The sequence below is a fragment of the Phytomonospora sp. NPDC050363 genome (genome assembly GCF_040655735.1).
In the GTDB taxonomy this organism is placed as follows: Bacteria; Actinomycetota; Actinomycetes; order Mycobacteriales; family Micromonosporaceae; genus Phytomonospora.
Genome location: NZ_JBFAKK010000002.1, coordinates 553,363 through 577,591 on the forward strand (window position 1 = coordinate 553,363; position 24,229 = coordinate 577,591).

A 24,229-nucleotide genomic window follows, 5' to 3' on the forward strand; every position below is an offset into this window, starting at 1 on the left:
CCGGCCGCACACGCCTGCCCCGCGCCACGATCGGCTCGGCCGCACGGTGCGACCCGCTGCCGGCCGGATGTTTCCGGTGGATCTCCGGGAGACCCAGGCCCGCTGAGCCGGGTTCAGCCGACCGTCAGCCCGAGGGCTTCCGGCAGGGCCGCGAAACCGTCGCGGACCAGGCCCACCAGCCACTCGGGGTCGGCGGGCCCGGCCGCGACCGCCCAGTCCTGGTTGGCGGTGTGCCAGACGGCGAGCATGACCTCAAGGGCCAGCCGCAGGCGCAGGTCGGTGGCGTCGAGGCCGGTGCGTCCGGCCAGCAGCGCACCGATCGCGACGGTCGTGTCGGCGCAGAAGCGCAGCTCGCGCGCGGCCAGGGCGGGCGTGCGCTCGGCGATGCGGCGGCCGGCGAGGAACTGCCCGGCCCAGTCGTCGTCCATGCTCTCGATCGCGCCGACGAGCACGCGCTCCAACGTCGCGACCAGCGGCCCGCGCAGCTCGCAGGAGCCGATCGTCGCGGTGAACGTGCCCCACAGGCGCTGCACCGGCTCCAGGACGACGTCCTCCTTGGAGTCGAAGAGCCGAAAGAACGTGCGCGGTGACAGCTCGACGCGGCCGACGAGATCCTCGACGGTGACCTCGTCGAAACCGTGCTCGCCGAAGAGCTCGATGGCGGTGTCGACGAGCAGGCGGCGGTTGCGCAGCTTCTTGCGTTCACGAAGCGGCAGGTCAGTGCGGGTCACCGGCGAAGTCTAGCCAGCCGACGGCATGCGCCGGTCGGCGGCGTTCGGCGGCCACCGGCAGTCGCCATCGACCGGCGTGCGCGGTTCACCGGCGTTGGCCGGTCCCGGGCGTTCGCGCTTCACGGGCTTTTGCGGGTCCCCGGCGTTCGCGGGCCGGCGGCATTTGTCGGCCCCCGCCACTCGCGAGCGACCAGCGTTCGCCCCTCACGCACACATGGCAGCGGCAGGCGTTAGCCTATGACAAGCCTTTGCCTATCACTGCCATATGGCAGTGACTGCCATTGAGGCCTCACTCCTAGGAGTTCTCTTATGCGCGCCCTCGTCGTCGACCACTCCGTCCCCGGCGGCCTCGCCTTCGCCGAGGTCCCCGACCCCGTCCCCACGCACGGCCAAGCCCTGATCGAGGTCCGCGCGGTCTCCCTCAACCCGGGCGAGCTCCTCCATCTCGTCCCCGAGGGAGCCGACGGCGAGGTCTACGGCTGGGACGCCGCCGGTGTCGTCGTACAGGCCGCCGCCGACGGCAGCGGCCCGCCGGCCGGCACGCCCGTCGTCTCGCTGAAGTGGACCGGTGCCTGGGCGAAGCTGCGCGCGGTCGACACCGCCTGGCTGGGCGGCGCGCCCGAGGGCGCCGACTTCGGCGCGCTGGCGACCGTCCCGGTCGCGGCGGGCACGGCCCTGCGGGTGCTGCGGCGGATGGGCTCGATCCTCGGCCGCCGGGTGCTCGTCACCGGCGCGACCGGCGCCGTCGGCCGCTACGCCGTGCAGCTCGCGCGCCGGGGCGGCGCCCACGTCATCGCCGTGACCCGCGACGTCGCCGCAAACGCCGACACCCTGAAGGCGCTCGGCGCCGACGAGGTCCTCGCCCACCCCGCCGAACTCACCGCGCCGGTCGACGCCGTCCTCGACCACGTCGGGGGACCGGTCCTGGTCGAGTCCTTCGCCCGGCTCGCCGGCGGCGGGCTGCTCGTCACGATCGGCAACACCGCCGGCGTCGGCGAGAGCTTCGACGTCGGCGCGCTGTTCGCCGAGGCCGCCACGCACGACCGGCAGATCAGCAGCTTCATCATCACCGGCGAGGGCGACCTGTCGGCCGACCTCGGCTGGCTCGCGCACGAGGTCGCCGCCGGCCGCCTCGACCCCGGCGTCGACTGGCGCGGCGACTGGTCGCGCGCCCCGGAACTCGTCTCCGCGTACACGCGCGGCGAACGGCTCGGGAAGATCGTCCTCGACGTGACCTGACGCCACAGGCCCGGCCGGGGCGGCCGGGCCGTCACCGCGCGAGCGCGTCAGCGCTTCTTCTTCTTGGCCTTCTTGTCGGGGATGACCAGGTTGAGGCCCCAGTTGACGAGACCGACGATGAGCGCGCCGAGCAGCGCCGCCCAAAAGCCCTCCACCTTGAACGGGATGTCGAGCCATTCGGCGATCAGACTGGTCAGCAGGAACAGCAAAGCGTTGACCACCAGGGCGAGCAGCCCCAGCGTCAGCACGTAGAAGGCGCAGCCGACCGTCTTCACGATCGGCTTGATGATGGCGTTGACGAGCCCGAAGATGATCGCGACGGCCAGCAGCGTCCCGATCTGCTCGATCACGGGACCGTCACCGAAGGTGATCTCGTCGATGAGGAGGGTGGCGATCCAGATGGACACCGCGGTCGCGGCGATCTTCAGCAGCAGGATGAGGAGTTTCTTCAGCACGCGGCCCATGGTGCCAGGTGGGCGCCCACACGGTGATCCCCGATTCGTGACCATTCTCGACGGCGGCACCCGCGGGGCCCGACCTCGCGATGTCCCTCGGCATCGGCATCTACCTCCAGTCCTGATCCGTGACTTCGGCGTGACCCTCCGGCAGCCGCGTTGCGGCTATGGTCCAATGCGGAGGGGGTCGACATGGACGAGCAGCACCGAGCCAACCCGTTATCTCGCGACCACACGATCGCCGAACTGCTCGGCGGGGAACGGCGGGGCAACCGCCGCGGCGCCCGCCCGCAACCGGCCGGAGCGCCCGCCGGGACGCCCGCCGACTGCGCCCGCAAGTTACGCGGACGCTTCGTCGCCGCGACAGTCCTGCTCACCGCCGGATGGTGCACCGCGATGTGCGCCTTCGGCGCGGGCTTCGCCGGCAACTACTTCCTTTACCCCTACGCCAATCGCGACCCCGCCCGCGAACGGGCCTTCGACGCGCTCCCACTCTGGTTCGGCGTCGTCGCCATCGCCGGACCGCTCCTCATCGCCCTGGTCGCCGCCATCGGACGCCTTCCCTGGATCGCCGTGCCCTACGCCGCCGCCGCCCTCCTGTGCGCGCTGCTCGTGCACGCCCTCGCCGGCCACGTCGACGAACTCACCCCCGAGAAGCCCGAACCCACCTCGATCTACCTCGGGGAGTAACCGACCCCGTCTACGGGTATCCCCCTGCCCATGCGCAAGGGATACGTCATCGCCGTGACCGCGCTCGGCCTCGCCTGGCTGGTGGCCGAGTGCGCGCTCGCCTCGCGCTGGCTCGACTCCGCCGTCCTGTTCACCACACCCCACCCCGATGAGGCGCGGCAGAACGCCGCCGACACCCTGTGGCTGGCCGCCGTCACCGTCACCGGACCCGCCCTGATCGCCCTCGTCGCCAAACTCGGCGGCCTGCGGACCGTCATGATCACCGCCGCGATCACCACCGGCGTGCTCGCCGTCCTGCTCGCGGTTCCGGTGTATCAGGCCTGGCGCCGGTGAATTTGGTCCACCATGGACACATGAACGTGCTCGCGCAAGTCCTCGCCGGTGCAGCCGGGCTGATCCACGTCCTGATCTTCGTGATGGAGAGCGTGCGCTTTCCCCGCGATGTCAAGGTGCAGGCCGGATTCCGGGTCGCGCCCGAGGACGTCAACGCCGTCCGCCCCTGGGCCTTCAACCAGGGCTTCTACAACCTCTTCCTGGCCATCGGGATCGTTCTCGGGCTCGCCCAGTTCTGGACCGGGCACCACGTCGCCGGACGCACCCTCCTCGCCTTCTCCTGCGCCTGCATGCTCGGCGCCGCCGTGGTGCTCATCGCCACCGACCGGCGCATGCTGCGCGGAGCGCTTCTGCAGGGCGTCGCGCCCGCGCTGGCCCTGATCGCCCTCGGATTCGGGAGCTGACGATGACCGACGACGCGAAGGCGCGCGGAAGCGTTTCGGCGCAACGCTGGAACCGCAAGGACTGGTGGGGCGTCGTCCTCGACACCGACGACGTCGAGAAGCTCGCCCGCTTCTACTCCGAGCTGCGCGGCTGGCCGATCTGGAAGATGGACGCCGAGGACGCCGCGCTCGACCTCGGCGAGGGCGTCGCCTACCTCAGCGTGCAGCGCAACCCCGACTACGTGCGCCCGGTCTGGCCGGCGAAGGAGGGCGCCCAGCAGATGATGCTGCACCTCGACTTCCAGGTCACCGACCTGGCCGCCGAGACCGCGCGGGCGGTCGCGCTGGGCGCGGAGCTGCCCGAGCACCAGCCGCAGGTGGACGTGCGCGTCCTCCTCGACCCGGCCGGCCACCCGTTCTGCCTCTACATCTGAGGCCCCGCAACGAAAAGACCCCCGGCCCAGCGGCCGGGGGTCTTGGTCGTCCTCGCCTAGAGGATCGTCCAGGTGTCGCCGGAGTTCAGCAGCTTCTCCAGCTGTGCGCCGGCCGGTTCACCGGTCGAGGCGGTCTCCAGCTGGTCGCGCACGATCGAGTCGTAGGTCGGCCGCTTCACCGACCGCAGGACGCCGATCGGCGTGTGCCGCAGGTCCTCGCCCGGAAGGCGGGACAGCGAGAACGCGTAGGACGGGTCGGCGACGGTCTCGTCGTGCACGACCACGTCGGCCGGGTCCACACTGGACGATTCCACGACACCGAGGCCCCAGCCGGTCCGCACGACCGAGTACTCGGCCTCCTTGCCCATGGTGATCGGCTCACCGTGGACCAGGCGGATCAGGGCCTCGTCGCGCGACTCGGGATCCTTCAGGACCTCGAAGGCGCCGTCGTTGAAGATGTTGCAGTTCTGGTAGATCTCGACGAAGGCGCTGCCCTCGTGCTCGGCCGCCGCGCGCAGCACCGAGGTGAGGTGCTTGCGGTCGGAGTCGATGGTGCGCGCGACGAAGGACGCCTCGGCGCCCAGCGCCAGCGACAGCGGGTTGAACGGCCAGTCCACCGAACCCATCGGCGTCGACTTGGTCAGCTTCCCGACCTCGGAGGTCGGCGAGTACTGCCCCTTGGTCAGGCCGTAGATCCGGTTGTTGAACAGCAGGATCTTGAGGTTGACGTTGCGGCGCAGCGCGTGGATCAGGTGGTTGCCGCCGATCGACAGCGCGTCGCCGTCACCGGTGACGACCCACACCGACAGGTCGGGGCGCGACACGGCCAGGCCGGTCGCGATCGCCGGGGCGCGGCCGTGGATCGAGTGCATTCCGTAGGTGTCGAGGTAGTACGGGAACCGCGAGGAGCAGCCGATCCCCGACACGAAGCAGATGTTCTCGCGGCGCAGGCCCAGTTCGGGCAGGAAGCCCTGCATCGCGGCCAGGATCGCGTAGTCCCCGCAGCCGGGGCACCAGCGCACCTCCTGGTCGCTCTTGAACTCCTTGGCGGTCTGCGGGCCGGTGGCCTTGGGCACCAGGTCGAACGAGGTCTTCGGCCGGGGGCCGGTCTCGGTGATGGCCTCAGACATTCTTGACGACCTCCTCGAAGACCGATTCGAGCTCGGTCGACGTGAACGGCAGTCCGCGCACCTGCTGGTATCCGACCGTGTCGACCAGGAAGCGGGCGCGCAGCACCGTGGACAGTTGCCCGAGGTTCATCTCGGGGATGATGACTTTGTCGTAGGCGGCCAGGACCTTGCCGAGGTTGGCCGGCATCGGCGCGAGGTGGCGCAGGTGCGCCTGGGCGATGGAGTGGCCGTTGGCGCGCAGCTTGCGGCAGGCCGCGCCGATCGGGCCGTAGGTCGAGCCCCAGCCCAGCGCGAGGACGCGGGCGTCGCCGTCGGGGTCCTCGACGTCGAGGTCGGGGACCTCGATCGCCTCGATGCGGGCGGCGCGGGTGCGGACCATCAGGTCGTGGTTGGCCGGGTCGTAGGAGATGTCGCCGGTCCCGTCCTTCTTCTCGAGACCGCCGATGCGGTGTTCGAGGCCGGGTGTGCCGGGGATCGCCCACGGGCGGGCGAGGGTCTCCGGGTCGCGCTTGTACGGCCAGAACACCTCCTCGCCGTCGGGGAGGGTGTGGTTGGGGCCGTCGGCGTAGGCGACTTCGAGGTTCGGCAGCTCGGAGATCTCCGGCAGCCGCCACGGCTCGGAGCCGTTGGCGAGGTAGCCGTCGGAGAGCAGGATCACCGGCGTGCGGTACTTCAGCGCGATCCGCGAGGCCTCGATGGCCGCGTGGAAGCAGTCCGACGGCGAGCTGGCCGCGACGACGGCGACCGGGGCCTCGCCGTGGCGGCCGTACAGGGCGATGTTCAGGTCGGCCTGCTCGGTCTTGGTCGGCAGGCCCGTGGAGGGGCCCGCGCGCTGCACGTCGACGATGACCAGCGGCAGTTCGAGCGCCACCGCGAGGCTGATCGTCTCCGACTTCAGTGCCACGCCCGGCCCGGAGGTCGAGGTGATGCCCAGCGCCCCGCCGTAGGAGGCGCCGACGGCCGCGCCGACGGCGGCGATCTCGTCCTCGGCCTGGAAGGTCGTCACGCCGAAGCGCTTGTGCTTGCTCAGCTCGTGGAGGATGTCCGAGGCCGGCGTGATCGGGTAGGCGCCGAGGAAGACCGGCAGTTTCGACTGCACACCGGCCGCGACGAGGCCGTAGGCCAGGGCGGTGTTGCCGGTGATGTTGCGGTAGTTGCCGGCGGCGAGCTTGGCGGGCTTGACCTCGTAGCGGACCGCGAAGCCCTCGGTGGTCTCGCCGTAGGCCCAGCCGGCCTTGATGGCCGCGACGTTCGCGCGGGCGATCTCCGGGCGGGCGGCGAACTTGCGTTCGATGAACGCGATCGTCGACTCCACCGGGCGGCTGTACAGCCAGCTGATCAGGCCGAGGGCGAACATGTTCTTGGCGCGCACGGCGTCGCGCTTGGCGACGTCGAGCTCTTCGAGGGCGCCGACCGTCATGGAGGTCAGCGGGACCTCGTGAACGGTGAAGTCGGCCAGCGAGCCGTCCTCGAAGGGGCTGGCGGTGTAGCCGACCTTGGCCATCGGGCGCTTGCCGAACTCGTCGATGTTGACGATGATCGTCGCACCGGCGGGGAGGTCGCCGACGTTGGCCTTCAGCGCCGCGGGGTTCATCGCGACCAGGACGTCGGGCTCGTCGCCGGGGGTCAGGATGTCGTGGTCGGCGAAGTGGAGCTGGAAGCTCGACACACCCGGGAGGGTTCCGGCGGGCGCGCGGATCTCGGCGGGGAAGTTCGGGAGCGTCGACAGGTCGTTGCCGAGCTGTGCGGTCTCGGAGGTGAACCGGTCACCGGTGAGCTGCATACCGTCGCCGGAGTCGCCCGCGAAGCGGATGACCACGTGATCGAGCTGCCGGATCTGCTTGGTGCCGGGCTGTTCTGCTACTGAGCCCGCAGACTCGTTCACTGGCCCTCCTGTGGGCTGGCGCCTGTATTTTTCCGGTGACGGAAGAACCTGGGTACCGCGCAGCGCGCCGCCCCGTTGCGGCACTCCACGCAACACTGTCCTACACCCGCGATGCTACGTCGCACCCGGTGGTCGAGGCGTAATCTGCGACACGCGTGTGAAAGCCCCATGGCCGCTCGTGAGCGGCCGCGGGGCTGAGTCCGGTGCAAAGGCTTCAGTTCGGGTTCGTCTGCTCGCCGCTGTCGGGTTTCTGCGCGCCGTCGCCCTCGGGGTCCGCCGGCGGGGGAGTGGTGGTCGCCTCACCTGGATTTGTCGGATCGGTCGTGCCCGGTGACCCCGACGGCGTCCCCGACGGGGTGTTCGGTGGAGGCGTCGGCTCGACAGCCGGGACCTCGACGAAGGAGCCGCCGTCCCAGCCGTAATGGCGGATGGACGAGACCCCGTCGTCGGCGATGGAGACTCCGATCACACCGGCGGTCACGTCGATGCCGGTGATCTGGTCGAAGGCGTCCACGCCGGCGTGGACGAAGCCCATCGGCGCGCCGGCCGCCAGCGCGACGAGGCCGTGGACCGGCTCGTCGCCGCAGCCGACGGGGACGAGCAGCTCGTCGCCCTCGGAGGTGTCGATGTTGGCGTAGAGCGCCTGCGCCGAACCGGGCAGGACGCGCCAGGCCGGGACGGGCGGCGGCGGGACGGTGCTCGGGCCGCCGCTGGGGTCGGCCGAGGCGTCGGCCGGGGGCTCGACCGGGTCGTTGAGGATCGTGGGCGCGATGACGCCGTCGCTGAACTGGAAGGTCCCGGCAGGACAGGCCGAGGACAGTCCGCCGGGCCAGGCGGGGAGGGTCAGTTCAGCGTTTCGCAGGTTCGTCGGATCCACCGTCGAGGTGGTGCCGTCGGGGTTGGGGGAGGCGCTGACGCTCAGCCCGCCGGGGTTGGCCGGGTTGTTCGGGTCTCCTCCGTCGTCGCCGACCCCGCCGGTGGCGTTGGTGTCCGGGTCGGGGTTGTAGGCGACGGTGGTGGCCACCGCCACGCCTCCGACGAGCAGGCTCAGCGACCCCACGACGGCCGCGCCGAGCGTGGCGACGCGGCGGCGGTGCGAGCGCTTGGCCTCGCCGAAGAGGTTCGGTGAGGCGGTGCGGGCGAAGTGGTCCCCGGCGGCGGCCCGGTAGGACGAGAAGGCCGCGGAGAGGAGCTGGTCGGCCGCCTTGTCGTCGGGTGAGTCCGGGGTGACGCGCAGGTCAGGGCGGTCAGCCATGTCTCGACGTCTCCTTTCTCTCCCGGCCGGCCTCGATGCCGGGCTCGATCTCGGTGAGGTGTTTCGCCATCTCCGTGCGGCCCCGGTGCAGCCAAGATTTCACGGTGCCCTCCTTGGCACCCGTCTCCCGCGCGATCTCGGCGATGGGCATATCGGCGAGATAGTGCAGCACGAGGGCACGGCGTTGTTTGTCGGGCAGTTTGCGCAGCGCCGTGACGAGGGCCACATGATCCGGCGACATGCCGGGGTGCGGCTCTGGTGGGCCGCTCTTGGCGAGGAAACGGCGGACCACGGCCAGGCGGCGGTGGCGGCTCATGGCCAGGTTCCACGCGACGCGGCGGACCCAGGCGATCGGGTCGTCGTAGGTGCCGATCTTGTCCCAGCGCTGCCACGCGCGCAGGAAGGCCTCCTGGACCAGATCCTGCGCCTCTGTCGAGTCGGACGTATAGGCGTAGAGCTGGGCGGACAGGTCGGAGAAGCGCGCGTCGTAGAGCGCGATGAACTCCGCCTCTGAGCGCATCCGTTCCCTTTCACCGACGTGCACGTCCGAGACGCCGGTCGGCTTGTGTTCGCTGTTGACACCTGGTCCGGCTGTGGCCATCCTGCCCCGCCCCGTTCGCGGGCGGTTCGCCAGGGGCGGTACTGAGCCCGGAATATACGAAATGGCCGTTTTGGCGACCATTGCGGACGACGGCGTCGCCAGAGGGTGCGCGAACGTCATCGTCAGTCTCCTTTTCGGGTGTTCAACGTTTCGGGATGCGCATGGGACACGCCCCCCTCCCCCGATTGGTTGCGCCCCGGCCGGTGAACAGCGTCGAAGAAGTGGTGACCGGCGGTGGACGTGTATCGTGCGCAACACCTGTCGTGACGAGAAAGAAAGCCGATGACGTACCCACCTCAGCAGCCCGGATACGGGCAGCAGCCCCCGCAGTCGCACGATCCCTACCAGCAGCAGCCTCAGCAGCCCGGGTACGGTCAGCAGCCTGGGTACGGTCAGCAGGCTCCGCAGGGCTACACCGACCCGTACACCTCCCAGCAGGGCGGATACGGGCAGCCTCCGCAGAGCGGCGGCGGCGGGTCGCAGGGTTGGCTCAACCTCGACCTCAAGTTCATGCCGCTGGCGTGGATCCTGTTCTTCATCAAGCCGAAGCTGTTCATCAACGGACAGCAGTACCCGGCGCAGTGGAAGCAGAACCAGATCCCGCTGCCTCCCGGACAGCACCACGTGCACGTGCACGTGCCTTACTTCCTGCCGTCGAAGATCGGCCCCGCCGACGCGATGGTCCCCATCGGCCCCGGCCAGCAGGTCTCGCTGGAGTACCGCGCGCCGATCTGGGTCTTCTCCCCCGGCGCCATGGGTCCGGCGCCGCAGCCGTACAACGGCATGGGCATCATGATCGCGATCTACGCGGTCGTGGCCGTCCTGCTGCTGTGCTCCTGCCTCGGGCCGTTCCTGCTCTACTAGGACGACACGCGAAGAGCCCCGCCGACCGGGTGTGGTCGGCGGGGCTCTTCGCGTGTCGCTAGCTCCCGAGCGCGGTCAGCGGGATCTCGCCGATCATGGCGACCATGGTGTCCAGGGACACCGGCGGCACCGCCGAGCCCTCGTCCTCGAAGGGCTCGATGAAGATCCCGGCGAAGGAGTCGTCGGAACGGGTCATCCAGGCCCTGTGCAGGGTCACCGGCCGGCCGTTCGCGTCCTCCGCGGCCGTCGCCTTGGTCAGTACCGTCTGGTCGGGCAGCATCGTCGAGTAGTCGCAGTCATCACTCGCGCCGCACTTGCCGCGCGCCTCCAGCTGGGCGCGGCCGTCGGCGGGAATTTTGGTCCGGAAGCTCTGGATCTCGACCGTCAGCTGGTACTTCTTGCCGTCGGGGAAGGTGAGCAGGCCGTGGAAGACCTTGGAGCCGATCGTCGAGCCCCACGTGAACTCGTACTCCAGGCCCTCGTAGGGGACCCTGCTCAGTTCGGCACCGCCGGCGAACGTCGCCACGGCGTTCTCGACGGCGGCGAGCAGGGCGCCGTCGGGGTCGGCCGGACCGTCGGGGCCGTCGGGCGGTGCCTCGGAGCTGCCGGTGTCTTCGGGGGCGGGCCCCCCGACCGGGGCGTCCGACGTCTCGGGCAGTGCCCGGGCGACCTCGATCAGCTGGTCCATGGTCAGTGCGATCGTGCCCGGAGAATTATCGTCGACCCGCAGCGCGGCCGTGGCGACCGTCCCGTCGGGCCGGGCGATCATCGCCTGGTAGCGGGTGCGCGGACCGAAGTCGTCCGGCGTGACCTGATCCTCCTTGGTGAGAAGCCGGCGGCCGTCCTCCAGGTCGGAGAGCGCGCAGTCGTCGGCGCACTCGGCGAGGGCCTCCATTCGCTCATCGACGTCGGCTCCCGGCCGCGGCTCCTGGATCGTCACATCGAGGTTCAGCGCGTCCCCACCGGAGATCTTGAGATAGCCCTCGGTGACGATGGCGGTCCGGTCCTCGTTCCACGCGAAGGCGAAGGGCGGCTCGCCGAAGTCGTCGTGCTCGGCCTGCGGCATGCTCTCGGCCACCGCTCGCCCGACCGCTCCGGAGTAGTCGCCCAGCGGGTCGGCCGGCCCGGTCGGATCCCATTGGGCGGCCGTCGGCCCGGCTCCGTCGAGACCGGCCCCGCCTCCGCCGGACTGCAGCACGTTGAACCCCACGGCGACGGCGACCACCGCCGCGAGCACCGAACCGCCGACGGTGAAGGTCCTCCTTCGCCGCACGACCCCGCGGCCGGCCATGATGATCTGGTCGGTACCGCGCTGCGGGACCGGTGGCGTCTCCAGCGTCCGGGCGAACAGCCCCCGGACTTCTTCTTCTCTCATGTCCTCACTCCTTGAACGCCGGCCCGCGTTGACTGGAACTGTTGGCGCAACGTCGCAAGCCCCCGTGCGGTCTGGCTCTTGACGGTGCCCGTCGAGCAGCGCAGCGCCCGCGCGGTCTCCTCGACGGAGAGGTCCTCCCAGAAGCGGAGGACGAGTGCGGCGCGCTGTCTGGTGGGCAGTGCGGCGAGCGCGGCGAGCGCTACGAGGCGGTCCTCGTTGCCCGGATTCGCGTGCGGTTCCCTCGGCGGCGCCGCGAAGGACCGTTCCCGGCGGAACCACCCCTTGCGGCCCTCGTCGATCAGGGTCCGCACGACGATCTTGCGGGCGTAGGCCTCGATCGTGGGGCTGCGGGCGCGGTTCCACGCCCCGTACAGCTTGACCAGCGAGGTCTGTACGGCGTCCTCGGCGCGGTGCCAGTCGCCGCACACGAGATAAGCGGTGCGCAGCAGGGCTTCGCGCCGGGCGGCGACGAACTCGCGGAATTCCGCTTCCTGGGCAGGTCTCATATGTCGTTCTCCTCGTTCCTTCGACCTCTCTACGAGGGACGGGCGGCCGACGGTTGCATCGGGCCCATGGTGAAGCACTAGGCTTACTCGCTGTGGACGGATACCTGGGCTCGTACGCGACCCTCGGGGTCCTGCTCGTCGTCGCGGGGGCCTTCTTCGTGGTCGCCTACACGGCCAACAGACTGCTGAGGACCAACGCCCCTTCGGCGGCGAAGTCGACAAGCTATGAGTGCGGTCTCGACCCCGCCGAGGGCTCCGACTGGGCGCAGGCCCAGATCCGTTACTACGTCTACGCGTTCCTCTATGCCCTGTTCGCGGTGGAGAGCGTGTTCCTCTTCCCCTGGGCGGTCGTCTTCGACGGCCTGGGCATGGTGTCGGTCGCCGAGATGGGCGTCTTCGTGGCGGTGCTGGCCCTCGGCCTGCTCTACGCGTGGCGCAAGGGAGTCCTCACGTGGACCTGACCGCCCACCGACCATTCGCAGACCGGAGCCGCTGACATGGATCTCCCGCAGGTGCTCGGCGAGCCCATCCGATTCATCCTCAACTGGGGGCGCAAGTACTCCCTGTGGGTGTTCAACTTCGGCCTCGCCTGCTGCGCCATCGAGTTCATCGCGACCTCGATGGGCCGCCACGACTTCATCCGCCTCGGCGTGATCCCCTTCGCCCACGGTCCCCGGCAGGCCGACCTGATGGTCGTGTCAGGCACGGTCACCGACAAGATGGCCCCGGCGATCAAGCGCCTCTACGACCAGATGCCCGAGCCGAAGTACGTCATCTCCTTCGGCGCCTGCTCCAACTGCGGCGGCCCTTACTGGGACTCGTACTCGGTGACCAAGGGCGTCGACCAGCTCATCCCGGTCGACGTGTACGTGCCCGGCTGCCCGCCGCGCCCGGAGGCGCTGTTGCACGGGATCGTCAAACTCCAGGAGAAGATCGCCGCCGAACAGTCCGGTTTCGGCGGTGTGCGCCGCAAGAGCGCCGCCGAGCTCAACGCACCGCTTGTCGCACCTCCCACCTAAGGAACAGCAGTGAACAGTCCCCGCGCCAAACACATCGTCGAGGTGCTCACCGCCGAGTTCGGCGAGCTGATGGCCGCCGACCCGGGCGCATTCGAGCGCAAGTTCCGCAAGATGGCGGCCAACGCCTTCGCGTTCTACCGGGGCAGCGCCTGCCTCTTCTACGCCGACGTGCACGGCACCGACGACCCCTACCTGAACGAGCGGACCTCGCGGGTGTGGATCCACGGGGACCTGCACGCCGAGAACTTCGGCACGTACATGGACGCGGCGGGGCGGCTGGTGTTCAACGTCAACGACTTCGACGAGGCCTACGTCGGTCCCTTCACCTGGGACCTGAAGCGCTTCGCGGCCTCGGTCGCGCTGATCGGCTACGTCAAGGCCCTGTCCGACGAGGACATCAGCGAGCTGGTGCGGCGCTTCGCGGCGGCCTACCTCGGCGAGATCCGGGCGATCGCGGCGAAGGGCGACGACACGATCGGCGAGCTGACCCTGGAGAACACCACGGGGGCGCTGCGGTCGGTGCTCCAGGAGGCGCGGCTCAACACGCGCATCGGGATGCTGGAACGCCAGACGCACATCGCCGACTACGACCGCCGCTTCACCATGTCCGACGGCGTCTACGAGGTCGACGACGAGACGCGCGCGCGGGTCGTCGCGGCCTTCCACGAGTGCCTGGGGACGATGCCGGCCTTCGAGTCGCTGCGGGCGACGTCGATCGAGATCAAGGACGTCGTGCTGCGCAAGGGCGTCGGGATCGGTTCGGCGGGGCTGCCGTCGTACAACCTGCTGCTGGAGGGCGCGACGCAGGCGCTGGAGAACGACGTCGTGCTGTACATGAAGCAGGGGCAGGTGCCGGCGGTTTCGCGGGTCATCGACGACGCGCACATTCGCTCCTACTTCACCCACCAGGGGCAGCGCACGGCCGAGTCGCAGCGGGCGCTCCAGGCCCACGCCGACCCGTGGCTGGGGTACGCGACGCTCGACGGGGTCGGGCAGGTCGTCGCCGAGGTCTCGCCCTACGCCGAGGACCTGGACTGGTCCGATGTGGACGAACTCGGCGAGATCGGCCTGATCGTGGGGTACCTGGGCTGCGCGGTGGCGCGCATGCACGCCGTGGCCGACGACGAGTCGCAGCACACGCTGGTCGACTACTCCACCGAGGAGGCGATCACCGCGGCGATCGGCGACGACGACGAGGGCTTCGCCGACATGCTCGTCGAGTTCGCGCACTCCTACGGCGCGCAGGCCCGCACCGACCACCAGCTGTTCGTCGACCTGTTCCGCAACGACGAGATCCCGCTGGGCGGATAAGCCCCGTGAACGTCGCGGCCGCGTTCCCGAGGGGACGCGGCCGCTCGCCTTCAAGCCTCAGAACAGGTCGGGATTCCCCGGCCACTCCTCGCAGCTGTCGGAGGCGCCCGGGTGGTGGGCCGTGTCGCACAACTCGGTCGAGGTGACCGTCTCGCCGGGCCCGGATCCGGCGATCAGAACGAGTGCGAGAGCGGCGAGAACGGCGGTGGCGGCGGTCGTCGGGATGATGCGCTGCGGCATGGTGTTTCCTCCCCGTGTCTTCGAGAAACGCTTGCCTGCATTAAGTGAACGCACCCGCCCGCCGCGCGGTTGCCGCCGCGCCCGAGGCCCGGGCGTTCGGCCGTGCGCGGCTCGGGTGATCGGCCGAGGCGGCGGTACCGGTGATGAAACGCGGCGAAGCTCCCGGCACAGGGGGTACGTTCCAGTCCCGCCGACCCCTAGGATGGCTCGCATGGACGTCGCGGAACTCGAAGGTGAGGCCGACGCCGGGGACGGGTCCCGGCCGGTCGTCGACGTAGCCGCCACGGCCTGGCACGCGACACTCCTCAAAGCCCGCGACCGCCTCGGCTGCGACTTCTTCGACTGGCTGTCCGCTGTGGACGAAGGCGACGAGGGCATGCGCCTGGTCGCGCACGTCTGGTCGATCCGCGAGAAGAAGGGCGTGCTGATCCGCACGCTCCTGCCCCTCGACGCCCTGGTCGCCGACTCCGTCGCCGACGTCTACCCCGGCGCCGACTGGCACGAGCGCGAGACGCACGAGATGTTCGGCGTCGACTTCGCCGGCCACCCCTACCTCGCGCCGCTCCTCCTCCCGCCGGAGTTCGAGGGCCACCCGCTGCGCAAGGACTTCATCCTCGCCTCCCGCGTCGCCAAACCCTGGCCCGGCGCGAAGGAGCCCGGCGAGGGCCACGGCGCGCCCGGCGCCCGCAAACGTCAGCCCATGCGCCCACCCGGGGTGCCCGAACCGGGCACCTGGGGACCCGCGGCCGAAGAGGAAGGCCGTTGACCATGCCGGTCTGGCTAGAGATCGCGATCCGCGTCGCCGGGGTCTTCGCCGCCTTCCTGGTCCTGCCCCTGGTCGTCGGCCAGACCGAGCACAAGGTCATGGCGCACATGCAGGGCCGGCTCGGTCCCATGTACGCCGGGCGCTTCCACGGCTGGGCGCAGTTGATCGCCGACGGCGTGAAGTTCGTGCAGAAGGAGGACGTCGCCCCCGCCTCGGCCGACCGCTCCGTCTTCCGCCTCGCGCCGGCCGTGGCGCTGATCCCTTACCTGGTCGCGATCCTGGTCATCCCGCTCGGCCCGAACGACCTCGTCGGCCAGCCGCTCGACATGGGACTCTTCCTCGTCCTGGCCGTCGTCGGCGTCGGCATCGTCGCGGTCCTCATGGCCGGCTGGGCATCGGCGAACAAGTACACGCTGCTGGGCGCCCTGCGCGCCGCCGCGCAGCTGCTCGCCTACGAACTGCCCCTCGTCCTGGCGGCGGCCTCGGTGGCGATGGCCGCCGGAACCCTCTCGCTGTCGGGGATCGTCGAGGCGTGGCGGCCCTGGTGGCTGCTGTGGCAGCTGCCCGCGATGGGCGTGTTCTTCCTCGCCGGCCTCGCCGAGATCCGCCGGCCTCCCTTCGACGCGCCGATCGCCGACTCCGAACTGGTCTTCGGCTACCTCACCGAGTACACCGGCCTGCGCTTCGCGCTGTTCCTGCTCGCCGAGTACGTCGGGATCGTGGTCATCGCGGCCCTGACGACCGTGCTGTTCCTCGGCGGTTGGAAAGGCCCCTTCGCCGACGCCGACCTCGGGTGGCTCTGGACGCTGCTGAAGGTCGGCGCGGTCTCCTTCGTGGTCATCTGGGTCCGGGTGACCTTCCCGCGCCTGCGCGTCGACCAGCTCCAGCGCTTCTGCTGGCTGGGGCTGGTGCCGGTCGCGCTCGCCCAGCTGATCCTCACCGCGGCCGTGAAGGTGGCGACATGACAGACGAACCGACCAGCGCACCCGCCGAGAAGTCCGGCTTCCCCGGCAAGGGCCTGATCAAGGGCCTCGGGGTCACGCTCAAGACGATGACCCGCAAGGCCGGCACGCAGCAGTACCCCGACGTGCAGCCCGAACTGCCCGCGCGCTCGCGCGGGGTGATCGGCCTGATGGAGTCGAACTGCACGGTCTGCATGCTCTGCGCCCGCGAGTGCCCCGACTGGTGCATCTACATCGACTCCCACAAGGAGACCGTCGAGGTCCCCGGCGCCGCCCGCGCCCGGCAGCGCAACGTCCTCGACCGCTTCGACATCGACTTCTCGCTGTGCATGTACTGCGGCATCTGCATCGAGGTGTGCCCCTTCGACGCGCTGTTCTGGGCGCCCGACTTCGCCTACGCCGAAGGCGACATCCGCAACCTGCTGCACGACCGCGACCGCCTCGGCGAGCACATGGCCGGTGTTCCGGCGCCACCGCCGCACGACCCGAACGGGGAACCGTCCAAAGAGGAGTCGACGGCCGCCAAGAAGGGCGGTGCCCGGTGACGGTCACCGACGTCCTGGTCTGCGCGCTCGGCGCGGTCAGTTTCGGGGCCGCGCTGCGGGTGGTCACCAGCAAGCACCTGGTGCGGGCCGGTCTGTGGCTGGTCGTGGCGCTGGGATCGCTGGCGGGCGTCTACCTGGTCTTGACGGCCGAGCTGCTGGCCTGGGTGCAGGTGCTCATCTACGTCGGCGCCGTGGTGGTCCTGATGCTGTTCGCGGTGATGCTGACGCGGGCGCCGATCGGGCCGAGCGACGACCTCGACCGGGCGCGGATCCCCGGGATCCTGATCGGCGGCGGCGCGGGCCTCGGCCTGGCGGCCGTGCTGGTCGACGCCTACCGCTGGCGCGAGGTCGCACTGTCCGATGTGGAGTCCGGCGACGCCGTCGCGATGGGGAACCAGGTGTTCACCGGCTGGGTGCTGCCCTTCGAGCTGCTCTCGGTGCTGCTGCTGGCCGCGCTGATCGGCGCGATCGTGGTCTCGCGGCCCGACGTCGGGGCGAAGGCCCCCGAGGAGGTGTCCTGAGTGCACCCGGTGATCCCCTACGTCCTCGCCGCGATGCTGTTCGGCGCCGGCGTCTACGGCGTCGTGGTCCGCCGCAACGCCGTGCTGGTCTTGATGGCCGTCGAGCTGATGCTCGGCGCCGTGAACCTCGTCCTGGTCACCGCCGACGCGACCCTGCGCCTGCACACCGGCCAGACCCTCGCGCTCTTCGTGATCGTCATCGCCGCCGCCGAGGTCGGCCTCGGCCTGGCGATCGTGCTCCAGCTCTACCGGCTGCGCCGCTCGATCGTCACCGATGACGTCGGCGCCGAGCCGGCCTCCGCCGAAGGCGGCGACGCCGAGCCCGAGAAGGTGGTCGCGTGAGCCGCGTCGCGTGGGCGCTGGCCCTTCCCATCATCCCGGCGGTGGCCGCACTCGCCGGGTTTCTCGTGCCGCTCAAGGCCCGCAAGGCCGCCGCGGCCGTCGGGACAGCCGGTTCCGCCGGCGCCGCGGTCGTGCTGTTCGCCAACCTCCGGCTCGGCCTGCCCGAACTGCCGGAGATCGAGGCGTCCTCTTTGGACGGTCCGGTGCTGGTGCGCTTCGGCGACGTCGCCGTGACCTTGAGCGCGGGGCTGAGCCAGCTGACCTGGTGGGTCGCGGCGATCGTCGTGCTGGTCGCCTTGCTGGTGCAGGTGTTCAGCGTCGGCTACCTCTTGAAGGACGATGAGCGCTACGCCCCCTACGCCGCCCAGATCTCGCTGTTCACCGCCGCGATGCTGCTCGTGGTCGTCTCCGACGACCTGATCCTCCTGCTCATCGGCTGGGAGGTCATGGGCGCCTGCTCGTACCTGCTCATCGGGCACGACCGCAGGCTCCCCGAGGCGCCCGGCGCGGCCGTCAAGGCCTTCCTCGTCACCCGCGTGGGCGACGTCGGCTTCCTGCTCGGCATCCTCGTCCTGGGCTTCAACGCCGGCGGTTTCCGCTACGGCGACATCGCCGCCTTCATGACCGAGAGCACCGCCACGACGGTCTTCACCGTCACCGCGCTGCTCATCATGCTCGGCGCGATCGGCAAGAGCGCCCAGTTCCCGCTGCACACCTGGCTTCCCGACGCGATGGCCGGCCCCACGCCCATCTCGGCGCTCATCCACGCCGCGACCATGGTCGCCGCCGGCGCCTACGTCCTGGTGCGCCTGTCGGACCTGCTCGTCAAGGGCGACGTGCGGATCGTCCTGGCCGTCGTGGCGATGATCAGCATGGTGCTGTCGGCCCTGGCGGCCCTCGCCAGCGACGACATCAAACGCGTGCTCGCCTGGTCGACGGTCAGCCAGGTCGCCTACATGATGGCCGCCGTCTCCGTCGGCGCCACCGCGACGGCGATCTTCCACCTGGTCTGCCACGGCCTGTTCAAGGCGCTGCTGTTCCTCGGCGCGGGCGCGGTCATCCACATGGCCGGCACGAACTCGATGTCGGCGATGGGCGGGCTGCGCAAGGGCGCCCCGGTCACCTTCTGGACGATGACGATCGGCTTCGCCGCCCTGATCGGGCTGCCGCCGCTGGCGGGCTTCTTCTCCAAGGAGCACGTCCTCTCGGCGGTCTACGACAGCCCCGACGGCGCGGCCCTCTTCGTCGTCGGCCTCGTCACCGCCCTGCTCACCGCCGCCTACGCCACCCGCGCGTGGCTGCGGACCTTCTTCGGCAAGACCCGCACCGAGGGCCTGCGCGCCCACGACCCGAACCCGTGGATGCTCTGGCCGCTGGTGGTCCTGGCGCTTCCGACCGTCCTCTTCGGCCTGTTCGCCGGGCTGACCCCGCTGCTCCACGGCGACACGCACCCGACCGCGATGGGTCTGACGATGACTGCCGTCGCCGTCGGGATCGGCCTGTCCTTCGGGATCTGGCGCGGCGACAAGGCAGCCGACCCGGCGCGCACGCTCGGTCCACTGCGGACGGTCTTCGCCTCCGGCTTCCACCTCGACGCGGTGCAGAACACCCTCGTCGTGCGGCCGGTGCTGGTCCTGGCCCGCGTCGCGCGCCGCGTGGACCTCTCCGTCGTCGACGGCGCCGCCGAGGGAACCGGCCGCGGTGTCGGCGGGATCGGCAGACTCGTCGCCCTGGGCCACCGCGCCGGGATGCCCCGGCAGGTCGTCTCGGTGCTCGCCGGTGCCCTGGTCATCGCCGCCGCCGCCGTCGTCATGGGAGTGTGGGGATGAACGCGGTTCTGCTCTCGGTGCTGGTCGTCCCGGCCCTCGGCATCCTCGCCGTCGGCGCGGGCGCGTGGACCGGCAACCGCCGGCTCGGTGCCGTCCTCGGCACGGTCTTCGCCGGAGTCGGCCTGTTCGCCGCGATCGCGCTGGCCGCCGACCACAGTGGAGCGCCGTGGTCCCGGCTCACCTGGGAGTGGGTTCCGCAGCTCGGCCTCGACTTCGACATCGGCGTCGACGGCGTCTCCTACCCGCTGGTCCTGCTCAGTGCCTTCCTGACCTTCCTGTGCTGCCTGTACACCGTCTGGAAGGGCGCGCCCGGCGGCCGCGAGGACCAGCTCATCGCGCTTCTGCTGGCCACCAACCTCGGCATGCTCGGGGTGTTCTTGTCGTTCAACCTCGTGCTGTTCTTCGTGTTCTTCGAGATCGTGCTGCTGCCGATGTTCGCGATCATCGCCGGCTGGGGCGGACCGGCGCGACGGCACGCCTCGGTGAAGTTCGCGCTGTACACGCTGATGGGCTCGCTGCTGCTGCTGGTCGGCATCTTCGTTATCGTCACGCAGGCCGGCACCGGCGACATCATCGAACTGACCGCGAGCGGCGGCGGCGGGCTGTCGCGCGGCACGCAGCTGCTGGCCTTCACGCTCCTCGCCGTCGGACTGGCCATCAAGGCTCCACTGTGGCCGCTGCACTCCTGGCTCCCCGACGCCCACACCGAAGCGCCCACCGTCGGTTCGGTCATCCTCGCCGGTGTCCTGCTGAAACTGGGCACCTACGGCCTCATCCGCGTCGCGGTCGGCGTCGCGCCCGAGGGCGCCGAACAGGCCGCGCCGACCCTGGCGGTCCTCGCCGTCGTCGCGATCATCGCCGCCGGACTGATCTGCCTCGCCCAGACCGAGCTCAAACGGCTCATCGCCTACTCCTCGGTCGGGCACATGGGCTTCGTCCTGCTGGGCATCGCCACCCTCACCGAGGCGGGACTGACCGCCGCGCTGATCGGCAACGTCGCCCACGGCCTCATCACCGGCCTGCTGTTCTTCCTCGCCGGCTCGGTCAAGGACCGCGCCCACACCGGCGAACTGGCCCGGCTGGGCGGACTGCGCGAGGTCGCGCCCGGCCTGTCGGGACTTCTCGGCTTCGCCGCCATCGCCTCCCTCGGACTGCCGGGCCTCGCCGGGTTCTGGGGCGAGGCCTTCGCCGTCTACGCCGCCGTCCAGCGCGACCAGACACTGTGGACGGTGCTGGCCGTGGTCGCCGCGATCGGCGCCGCCCTGGCCGCCGCGTACCTGCTGCGCATGCTCCGCCTGGTCACCCACGGCCCGCCCGGGGAGGCCGTCGCCGCGATGAGCGGCACCCGCCTGCGCGCGGTCGAGGTGACCTCCTTCGTGCCCCTCGCCGTCGGCGTCCTCGCGGTCGGCCTGCTGCCGTTCATCGTGCAGGCACCCATCGGCGCGGCCGTCTCCGGCATTCTCCAGGCGATCTCGAGGTAACCCGATGGTCCAGTCGATCGACCACGTCGCGCTCCTGCCGGCCTACCTGGCCGCCGGGACGGCCGTGCTCGTCCTCCTCGCCGACCTCCTGCTCGCCCGCCGCGCGGTCACCTTCGCCGTCGCCGCGATCGGCGCGGCCGCCACCGGCGCCGCTGCCGCGTGGGTGGCGTCGCTGGGGGAGCGGGAGACCTTCTGCCTGCCCGGCGGCTGCTCCTTCGTCGCCGACGGCACGGGCGCGGTCGTCGCGGTCGTGTTCAGCGTGCTGACGCTCGGCGTGATCGGGCTGTCGTGGCCGGCGCTGCGCGGCGACGCCGAGGACCCGGGCGCCGCGCCGCCCACCGGCGAATACCTGTTCCTGCTCGCCTGCTCCCTGACCGGCGGCGTCGTCCTCGCCTACGCCCGCGACCTGATCACCATCATCGTCGCGCTGGAGACGCTGACCCTGCCGCTCTACGCGCTGGTCGGGCTGCGCCGCAAGAGCGTGGCGAGCGCCGAGTCGGCGGTGAACTTCCTGGTCGTGTCGGTCATCTCCAGCGCGGTCACGCTCATGGGCGCGGCCCTGCTGTACGCGGTGACCGGCGCGGTTCACCTCGACCAGTTGCGCCACAACCTCGGCGGACCGGTCACCGACGTCGTCCCCGACTACGACCCGGGCGCGGTCGACCTGCCGTTGACCAGTGTCGCGGTCATTCTCGTGCTCGTCGGCATCGCCTTCAAGATCGCCGCCGTCCCCTTCCACGCGTGGGCGCCGGCGACCTACGACGGCGCCCCGCTGCCGGTGGCGGCGTACCTGTCGACCGCCTCGAAGCTAGGCGGCGTTTTCGCCCTGCTCCTGATCGCCGTCGGCGGCCTGCGCCCGGCCCTCGACCGCTCCGGGTTCCTCCTGGCGGCCGTCGCGGTGGCGACGATGACCGTCGGCAACCTCGCCGCGCTGCGCCAGACCCGCATGGTCCGGCTGCTCGCCTTCTCGTCGATCGCGCAGGCCGGGTACATCCTGGCGCCCCTGGGGGTGTTCGCCGCGGCCGCCGGGCGTGAGCAGGACGTCGTCGACGCCGCCGTCACCGCGACGCTGGCCTACACCGTCTTCTACGTCGTCTTGGAGCTCGCGGCCTTCGCCGTCGTCATCGCCGTGCGCGGCTCCCGGCAGGGCGGCCTGATCGCCGACTACGCCGGGCTCGCGCGCCGCTCGCCGGTGCTGGCGGGAGCCTTCGTCCTCGCGCTCGTCGGCCTGGCCGGCCTGCCGCCGGGCATGGCGGGCCTCTTCGCGAAGGTGACGGTCGTCGACGCGCTCCTCGAAGGCGAGGCGGTGTGGCTGGCCGTGGTCGTGGCGGTCAACGCCGTCATCGGCCTGGTCTACTACGTGCGGGTCGCGGGCGTGCTCGTGCGCGCCCCCGAGGGCGCCGTGGCCGCGCCCGGGCCGCGCGTACCGTGGCCGGTCGCGCTGACCCTGGGCGCGGCGACGGTCGCCGGTGTCGTCCTCGGCTTCGCCCCGCAGCTCGTCTTGACCGTCACCGGCGGCTGAGCCTCACTCCGCGTGCAGTTCGAAGCCCTTCGCGCCCGGGCGTTCGAGGCCGGGTCGCAGGCGCAGCGAGGGAATCTCGTAGTCGCCGAAGTTCTGCCGCCGGAACGGGATCGGGTCGGTCGCCTCCAGCTTGAGCAGCCGCTCCACCCATTGGGCGCGGATGGGGCCGAAGGCGTCGTCGTCCATCCACTCCGACCCGAAGACCGTGAACGGTGGCAGAACGGTCAGTCCGGGGTAGTAGAGGATGCCGTGGTGGATCGGGAAGAGCAGGTCGTCGATGGGGCCGTTGATTCCGCGGTCGGAGTAGTGGGGCTCCATCCCGCCGATCGTCAGCGACAGCATCGCGCGCTTGCCGGCCAGGGTGCCCTCGCCGAAGCGGTCGCCGTAGTGGGTCTCGTCGTGGACCCCGACGCCGTAGGCGAAGCGGTAGGAGAACACGCGGTCGACCCAGCCTTTGAGGATGGCCGGCATCGTGTACCACCACAGCGGGAACTGGAACACGATCGTGTCGGCCCACATGAGCTTGGCCTGCTCGGCGGCGATGTCGGCGCTCTGCGTGCCCTCGGTGAAGGCGCGCCCGGAGTCCTTGACGACCGAGAGCCGGTCCGGGCCGGCCGAGGCGCCGAAGTCCTCGGCGTCGAGGTGCGACTTCCAGCGCATCGCGTACAGGTCGGACACCCGCACCTCGTGCCCCGCGCCTTCCAGCGTGGTCACGGCGAGGTCCTTGAGCGCGCCGTTGAGCGAGCGCGGCTCGGGGTGGGCGTAGACGATGAGAACCTTCACGGTCTTCCTCCAGTGATCGGGACAGGCCTCGATCCTGTGCGCCGCGGGGGCCGTCGTTCAGGGGCGCTTCGACCGGCGGACCGGACTTCCTGGTATTGCCGGTACCACCTCGCCGGGCCCGGCGGCGCATACTTGGTGCGATGAGCGATCTCAGCGGGTTCCTGCGCACGCGGCGCGCCCGCGTCGACCCCGCCGACGCCGGCATTCCCGCCGACTCGCGCAGGCGGGTCGACGGCCTGCGCCGCGAGGAGGTCGCGCACCTGTCGGGCGTGAGCGTCGACTACTACGTCCGCCTCGAACAGGGCCGCGCGCTGCGCCCCTCCGGGCAGGTCCTCGACGCCTTGGCGCGCGTGCTGCGCCTCGACGACGCCGAGCGCGCCCACCTGCACCGCCTCGCCCACCCGCCGCGCAGGGACGCGTCCCCGCCGTCGACCCTGCGGCCCGAGCTGCACCGGGTCCTCGACGCGTTCACCGCCACCCCGGCGATGATCGTCGACCACCGCCTCGACGTCCTGGCCGCCAACCGCCTGGCGTCCCTCCTCTACGACCGTCCCGCGCCCGGCTACAACACCGCGCGGCACATCTTCCTCGAAGCCGACGGCCGCGACCTCTACGGGGACTGGGAGAAGTGCACCGGCGACGTCGTGGGCCACCTGCGCCACTCCGCGGGCCGTTTCCCGCAGGACGGGCCGCTCAAGGACCTGATCACCGAGCTGTCGGAGGGCAGTTCGCGCTTCCGGGACCTGTGGAGCCGAGCCGACGTGGCCGAGCGCACACACGGACGCAAGGCCTTCCGGCACCCCGTGGCGGGCGAACTCGACCTCCACCAGGAGAACTTCGCCATGCCCCGCGCGCCCGGGCAGGAACTCGTCGTCCTCACCGCGCCCGAGGGCAGTGCGGCCGAGGCAGGGCTGCGCCTGCTCGACGAGCTCGACGAGGATTCCGGTCACTCTGTGTCCGCTATCGCATACGGGGGTAAATTCTCGCGGCGAGGGTAACAATTGAGTCACGTAGATCAGGAGTGACT

28 protein-coding genes are annotated in these 24,229 nt (G+C 70.8%); 18 read left to right on the forward strand and 10 right to left on the reverse strand.

Going from position 1 to position 24,229, the window contains the following annotated elements; all coding sequences use genetic code 11:
• Nucleotides 1-113: 113 nt before the first annotated feature.
• On the reverse strand, nt 114-731 hold the full coding sequence (locus AB0I28_RS07090; protein ID WP_357490425.1) for a TetR family transcriptional regulator: 618 nt from the start codon (nt 729-731) through the stop codon (nt 114-116).
• Nucleotides 732-1,040: 309 nt separating this feature from the next.
• Between AB0I28_RS07090 and AB0I28_RS07095 the strand changes: the two genes are divergently transcribed.
• Nucleotides 1,041-1,970: a zinc-binding dehydrogenase gene (locus AB0I28_RS07095; RefSeq protein WP_357490427.1), complete on the forward strand. Its 930-nt coding sequence runs from the start codon at nt 1,041-1,043 to the stop codon at nt 1,968-1,970.
• A 47-nt stretch (nt 1,971-2,017) separates the two neighbouring features.
• Here the strand turns inward: AB0I28_RS07095 and AB0I28_RS07100 are convergent, their stop codons facing one another.
• On the reverse strand, nt 2,018-2,434 hold the full coding sequence (locus AB0I28_RS07100; protein WP_357490430.1) for a phage holin family protein: 417 nt from the start codon (nt 2,432-2,434) through the stop codon (nt 2,018-2,020).
• A gap of 183 nt (nt 2,435-2,617) precedes the next feature.
• On the opposite strand from AB0I28_RS07100, the gene AB0I28_RS07105 reads away from it, so the two are divergent.
• The 4 genes from AB0I28_RS07105 to AB0I28_RS07120 are packed head-to-tail and all read left to right on the forward strand — an operon-like array spanning nt 2,618 to nt 4,265.
• On the forward strand, nt 2,618-3,115 hold the full coding sequence (locus tag AB0I28_RS07105) for a hypothetical protein (RefSeq protein ID WP_357490432.1): 498 nt from the start codon (nt 2,618-2,620) through the stop codon (nt 3,113-3,115).
• 30 nt (nt 3,116-3,145) lie between these two features.
• On the forward strand, nt 3,146-3,448 hold the full coding sequence (locus AB0I28_RS07110) for a hypothetical protein (protein WP_357490434.1): 303 nt from the start codon (nt 3,146-3,148) through the stop codon (nt 3,446-3,448).
• A 20-nt stretch (nt 3,449-3,468) separates the two neighbouring features.
• The gene (locus AB0I28_RS07115) at nt 3,469-3,852 is read left to right on the forward strand and encodes a DUF1304 domain-containing protein (RefSeq protein ID WP_357490436.1); all 384 of its coding nucleotides are present in this window, start codon (nt 3,469-3,471) and stop codon (nt 3,850-3,852) included.
• A gap of 2 nt (nt 3,853-3,854) precedes the next feature.
• Nucleotides 3,855-4,265, forward strand: a complete 411-nt coding sequence (locus tag AB0I28_RS07120; protein WP_357490438.1) for a VOC family protein — start codon at nt 3,855-3,857, stop codon at nt 4,263-4,265.
• A 56-nt stretch (nt 4,266-4,321) separates the two neighbouring features.
• Here the strand turns inward: AB0I28_RS07120 and AB0I28_RS07125 are convergent, their stop codons facing one another.
• The 4 genes from AB0I28_RS07125 to AB0I28_RS07140 form a co-directional block, all read right to left on the reverse strand.
• A complete protein-coding gene (locus AB0I28_RS07125; protein WP_357490440.1) occupies nt 4,322-5,395 on the reverse strand; it encodes a 2-oxoacid:ferredoxin oxidoreductase subunit beta in 1,074 nt (357 codons plus the stop codon).
• Complete coding sequence (locus AB0I28_RS07130) at nt 5,388-7,280, reverse strand: 2-oxoacid:acceptor oxidoreductase subunit alpha (protein WP_357490442.1); 1,893 nt, start codon at nt 7,278-7,280, stop codon at nt 5,388-5,390. Before AB0I28_RS07130 ends, AB0I28_RS07125 begins: the two co-directional genes overlap by 8 nt.
• A 214-nt stretch (nt 7,281-7,494) precedes the next feature.
• Nucleotides 7,495-8,535: a hypothetical protein gene (locus tag AB0I28_RS07135; RefSeq protein WP_357490444.1), complete on the reverse strand. Its 1,041-nt coding sequence runs from the start codon at nt 8,533-8,535 to the stop codon at nt 7,495-7,497.
• Nucleotides 8,528-9,256, reverse strand: a complete 729-nt coding sequence (locus AB0I28_RS07140) for a SigE family RNA polymerase sigma factor (protein ID WP_357490446.1) — start codon at nt 9,254-9,256, stop codon at nt 8,528-8,530. Before AB0I28_RS07140 ends, AB0I28_RS07135 begins: the two co-directional genes overlap by 8 nt.
• Before the next feature lie 162 nt (nt 9,257-9,418).
• Here AB0I28_RS07140 and AB0I28_RS07145 point away from each other — a divergent pair, with 162 nt between their 5' ends.
• Nucleotides 9,419-10,000 (forward strand): hypothetical protein, encoded by a 582-nt coding sequence (locus AB0I28_RS07145; protein WP_357490448.1) that lies wholly within the window; start codon nt 9,419-9,421, stop codon nt 9,998-10,000.
• A gap of 58 nt (nt 10,001-10,058) precedes the next feature.
• Here AB0I28_RS07145 and AB0I28_RS07150 read toward each other — a convergent pair whose 3' ends face one another.
• Together AB0I28_RS07150 and AB0I28_RS07155 are read right to left on the reverse strand one after the other, a co-directional pair.
• Nucleotides 10,059-11,375 carry a hypothetical protein gene (locus AB0I28_RS07150; RefSeq protein ID WP_357490450.1) on the reverse strand — a complete coding sequence of 439 codons (1,317 nt, stop codon included), beginning with the start codon at nt 11,373-11,375 and terminating at the stop codon, nt 10,059-10,061.
• On the reverse strand, nt 11,372-11,881 hold the full coding sequence (locus tag AB0I28_RS07155; RefSeq protein ID WP_357490452.1) for a SigE family RNA polymerase sigma factor: 510 nt from the start codon (nt 11,879-11,881) through the stop codon (nt 11,372-11,374). Before AB0I28_RS07155 ends, AB0I28_RS07150 begins: the two co-directional genes overlap by 4 nt.
• Nucleotides 11,882-11,973: 92 nt before the next feature.
• Between AB0I28_RS07155 and ndhC the strand changes: the two genes are divergently transcribed.
• The 3 genes from ndhC to AB0I28_RS07170 all read left to right on the forward strand — a co-directional run bounded on the left by ndhC (nt 11,974) and on the right by AB0I28_RS07170 (nt 14,211).
• A complete protein-coding gene (gene ndhC / locus AB0I28_RS07160; protein ID WP_357490455.1) occupies nt 11,974-12,342 on the forward strand; it encodes an NADH-quinone oxidoreductase subunit A in 369 nt (122 codons plus the stop codon).
• Between the two features lie 36 nt (nt 12,343-12,378).
• Nucleotides 12,379-12,900, forward strand: a complete 522-nt coding sequence (locus AB0I28_RS07165; RefSeq protein ID WP_357490458.1) for an NADH-quinone oxidoreductase subunit B family protein — start codon at nt 12,379-12,381, stop codon at nt 12,898-12,900.
• Nucleotides 12,901-12,969: 69 nt separating this feature from the next.
• Complete coding sequence (locus AB0I28_RS07170) at nt 12,970-14,211, forward strand: DUF2252 domain-containing protein (protein ID WP_357490864.1); 1,242 nt, start codon at nt 12,970-12,972, stop codon at nt 14,209-14,211.
• Between the two features lie 57 nt (nt 14,212-14,268).
• Here AB0I28_RS07170 and AB0I28_RS07175 read toward each other — a convergent pair whose 3' ends face one another.
• Nucleotides 14,269-14,451, reverse strand: a complete 183-nt coding sequence (locus tag AB0I28_RS07175; protein ID WP_357490460.1) for a hypothetical protein — start codon at nt 14,449-14,451, stop codon at nt 14,269-14,271.
• Nucleotides 14,452-14,662: 211 nt separating this feature from the next.
• On the opposite strand from AB0I28_RS07175, the gene AB0I28_RS07180 reads away from it, so the two are divergent.
• Genes AB0I28_RS07180 through AB0I28_RS07215 form a run of 8 tightly spaced genes read left to right on the forward strand, consistent with a single transcriptional unit; the run spans nt 14,663 to nt 22,419 of the window.
• The gene (locus AB0I28_RS07180) at nt 14,663-15,217 is read left to right on the forward strand and encodes an NADH-quinone oxidoreductase subunit C (protein WP_357490464.1); all 555 of its coding nucleotides are present in this window, start codon (nt 14,663-14,665) and stop codon (nt 15,215-15,217) included.
• Between the two features lie 2 nt (nt 15,218-15,219).
• Nucleotides 15,220-16,182: a complex I subunit 1 family protein gene (locus AB0I28_RS07185; RefSeq protein ID WP_357490467.1), complete on the forward strand. Its 963-nt coding sequence runs from the start codon at nt 15,220-15,222 to the stop codon at nt 16,180-16,182.
• On the forward strand, nt 16,179-16,724 hold the full coding sequence (locus AB0I28_RS07190; protein ID WP_357490470.1) for an NADH-quinone oxidoreductase subunit I: 546 nt from the start codon (nt 16,179-16,181) through the stop codon (nt 16,722-16,724). Before AB0I28_RS07185 ends, AB0I28_RS07190 begins: the two co-directional genes overlap by 4 nt.
• Nucleotides 16,721-17,245, forward strand: a complete 525-nt coding sequence (locus tag AB0I28_RS07195) for an NADH-quinone oxidoreductase subunit J (RefSeq protein ID WP_357490473.1) — start codon at nt 16,721-16,723, stop codon at nt 17,243-17,245. The genes AB0I28_RS07190 and AB0I28_RS07195 overlap by 4 nt, the downstream gene beginning before the upstream one ends.
• Nucleotides 17,246-17,587: an NADH-quinone oxidoreductase subunit NuoK gene (gene nuoK / locus AB0I28_RS07200; protein ID WP_357490475.1), complete on the forward strand. Its 342-nt coding sequence runs from the start codon at nt 17,246-17,248 to the stop codon at nt 17,585-17,587. It abuts the gene before it with no gap.
• Nucleotides 17,584-19,416: an NADH-quinone oxidoreductase subunit L gene (locus tag AB0I28_RS07205; RefSeq protein ID WP_357490478.1), complete on the forward strand. Its 1,833-nt coding sequence runs from the start codon at nt 17,584-17,586 to the stop codon at nt 19,414-19,416. Before nuoK ends, AB0I28_RS07205 begins: the two co-directional genes overlap by 4 nt.
• The gene (locus AB0I28_RS07210) at nt 19,413-20,897 is read left to right on the forward strand and encodes an NADH-quinone oxidoreductase subunit M (RefSeq protein WP_357490480.1); all 1,485 of its coding nucleotides are present in this window, start codon (nt 19,413-19,415) and stop codon (nt 20,895-20,897) included. The genes AB0I28_RS07205 and AB0I28_RS07210 overlap by 4 nt, the downstream gene beginning before the upstream one ends.
• Before the next feature lie 4 nt (nt 20,898-20,901).
• Nucleotides 20,902-22,419: an NADH-quinone oxidoreductase subunit N gene (locus AB0I28_RS07215; protein WP_357490482.1), complete on the forward strand. Its 1,518-nt coding sequence runs from the start codon at nt 20,902-20,904 to the stop codon at nt 22,417-22,419.
• Nucleotides 22,420-22,422: 3 nt separating this feature from the next.
• Here the strand turns inward: AB0I28_RS07215 and AB0I28_RS07220 are convergent, their stop codons facing one another.
• Nucleotides 22,423-23,202, reverse strand: coding sequence for an NAD(P)H-dependent oxidoreductase (locus AB0I28_RS07220; RefSeq protein WP_357490484.1), 780 nt, complete (start codon nt 23,200-23,202; stop codon nt 22,423-22,425).
• A gap of 140 nt (nt 23,203-23,342) precedes the next feature.
• Here AB0I28_RS07220 and AB0I28_RS07225 point away from each other — a divergent pair, with 140 nt between their 5' ends.
• Nucleotides 23,343-24,200, forward strand: coding sequence for a helix-turn-helix transcriptional regulator (locus AB0I28_RS07225; protein ID WP_357490486.1), 858 nt, complete (start codon nt 23,343-23,345; stop codon nt 24,198-24,200).
• Nucleotides 24,201-24,229: the final 29 nt, after the last annotated feature.

Bases quoted from the DNA above. Each gene is read 5' to 3' on its own strand.
- AB0I28_RS07185 (WP_357490467.1), top strand. From the start codon at position 15,220: ATGCCGGTCTGGCTAGAGATCGCGATCCGCGTCGCCGGGGTCTTCGCC.
- AB0I28_RS07165 (WP_357490458.1), top strand. From the start codon at position 12,379: ATGGATCTCCCGCAGGTGCTCGGCGAGCCCATCCGATTCATCCTCAAC.
- AB0I28_RS07115 (WP_357490436.1), top strand. From the start codon at position 3,469: ATGAACGTGCTCGCGCAAGTCCTCGCCGGTGCAGCCGGGCTGATCCAC.
- AB0I28_RS07180 (WP_357490464.1), top strand. From the start codon at position 14,663: ATGGACGTCGCGGAACTCGAAGGTGAGGCCGACGCCGGGGACGGGTCC.
- AB0I28_RS07135 (WP_357490444.1), bottom strand. From the start codon at position 8,535: ATGGCTGACCGCCCTGACCTGCGCGTCACCCCGGACTCACCCGACGAC.
- AB0I28_RS07140 (WP_357490446.1), bottom strand. From the start codon at position 9,256: ATGACGTTCGCGCACCCTCTGGCGACGCCGTCGTCCGCAATGGTCGCC.
- AB0I28_RS07105 (WP_357490432.1), top strand. From the start codon at position 2,618: ATGGACGAGCAGCACCGAGCCAACCCGTTATCTCGCGACCACACGATC.
- AB0I28_RS07150 (WP_357490450.1), bottom strand. From the start codon at position 11,375: ATGAGAGAAGAAGAAGTCCGGGGGCTGTTCGCCCGGACGCTGGAGACG.
- AB0I28_RS07175 (WP_357490460.1), bottom strand. From the start codon at position 14,451: ATGCCGCAGCGCATCATCCCGACGACCGCCGCCACCGCCGTTCTCGCC.
- AB0I28_RS07155 (WP_357490452.1), bottom strand. From the start codon at position 11,881: ATGAGACCTGCCCAGGAAGCGGAATTCCGCGAGTTCGTCGCCGCCCGG.
- AB0I28_RS07210 (WP_357490480.1), top strand. From the start codon at position 19,413: ATGAACGCGGTTCTGCTCTCGGTGCTGGTCGTCCCGGCCCTCGGCATC.
- AB0I28_RS07145 (WP_357490448.1), top strand. From the start codon at position 9,419: ATGACGTACCCACCTCAGCAGCCCGGATACGGGCAGCAGCCCCCGCAG.
- AB0I28_RS07215 (WP_357490482.1), top strand. From the start codon at position 20,902: ATGGTCCAGTCGATCGACCACGTCGCGCTCCTGCCGGCCTACCTGGCC.
- AB0I28_RS07120 (WP_357490438.1), top strand. From the start codon at position 3,855: ATGACCGACGACGCGAAGGCGCGCGGAAGCGTTTCGGCGCAACGCTGG.
- AB0I28_RS07100 (WP_357490430.1), bottom strand. From the start codon at position 2,434: ATGGGCCGCGTGCTGAAGAAACTCCTCATCCTGCTGCTGAAGATCGCC.
- AB0I28_RS07170 (WP_357490864.1), top strand. From the start codon at position 12,970: ATGGCCGCCGACCCGGGCGCATTCGAGCGCAAGTTCCGCAAGATGGCG.
- AB0I28_RS07110 (WP_357490434.1), top strand. From the start codon at position 3,146: ATGCGCAAGGGATACGTCATCGCCGTGACCGCGCTCGGCCTCGCCTGG.
- AB0I28_RS07190 (WP_357490470.1), top strand. From the start codon at position 16,179: ATGACAGACGAACCGACCAGCGCACCCGCCGAGAAGTCCGGCTTCCCC.
- AB0I28_RS07125 (WP_357490440.1), bottom strand. From the start codon at position 5,395: ATGTCTGAGGCCATCACCGAGACCGGCCCCCGGCCGAAGACCTCGTTC.
- AB0I28_RS07095 (WP_357490427.1), top strand. From the start codon at position 1,041: ATGCGCGCCCTCGTCGTCGACCACTCCGTCCCCGGCGGCCTCGCCTTC.
- AB0I28_RS07225 (WP_357490486.1), top strand. From the start codon at position 23,343: ATGAGCGATCTCAGCGGGTTCCTGCGCACGCGGCGCGCCCGCGTCGAC.